1 protein-coding gene is annotated in these 376 nt (G+C 66.8%); it reads right to left on the bottom strand.

Going from position 1 to position 376, the window contains the following annotated elements:
• On the bottom strand, positions 1-263 hold a 263-nt coding region (locus tag U9977_RS11770; protein WP_322749270.1), incomplete at its 3' end, for a transposase family protein.
• Positions 264-376 lie beyond the last annotated feature (113 nt).

The raw sequence follows: 376 nt of genomic DNA, 5'->3' as shown, positions 1-376 counted from the left end.
TTTGGACAGGCGGGGTTCTCGCAGTACAAGCGGCGCACCGACAGATCGATCAGGACCGGGCGGCCGCCGACCGCCTCGTCGGCCACGTGCCGCACGTACCTGCTGTGCACCCACGCCGAGGACCATCCGCACGCCGGGCACGCGACCGCTACACCCTCCCGGGACCGCGCCGTGATCCGGACCACGCCCGTACCGGGCTCCACCGCATCCACTCGCACCGCGGCCAACTGCGGCAGTAAGGCCGCCAAGTCGATGTCACACACCAGCCAGCATGCACCCGAACCGACCTGCCGTCACGGCCCCACCAGATTCGATCTTCAGCTACGAAAATCTTGTCTGAGCCGTTATTTCTACAGGCCCGCTTCCTCTCGCCACA

Origin of the sequence: Protofrankia sp. Cas8 (assembly GCF_963555845.1) — a bacterium.
In the GTDB taxonomy this organism is placed as follows: Bacteria; Actinomycetota; Actinomycetes; order Frankiales; family Frankiaceae; genus Protofrankia.
This window is presented reverse-complemented; position numbering and strand designations above follow the sequence as displayed.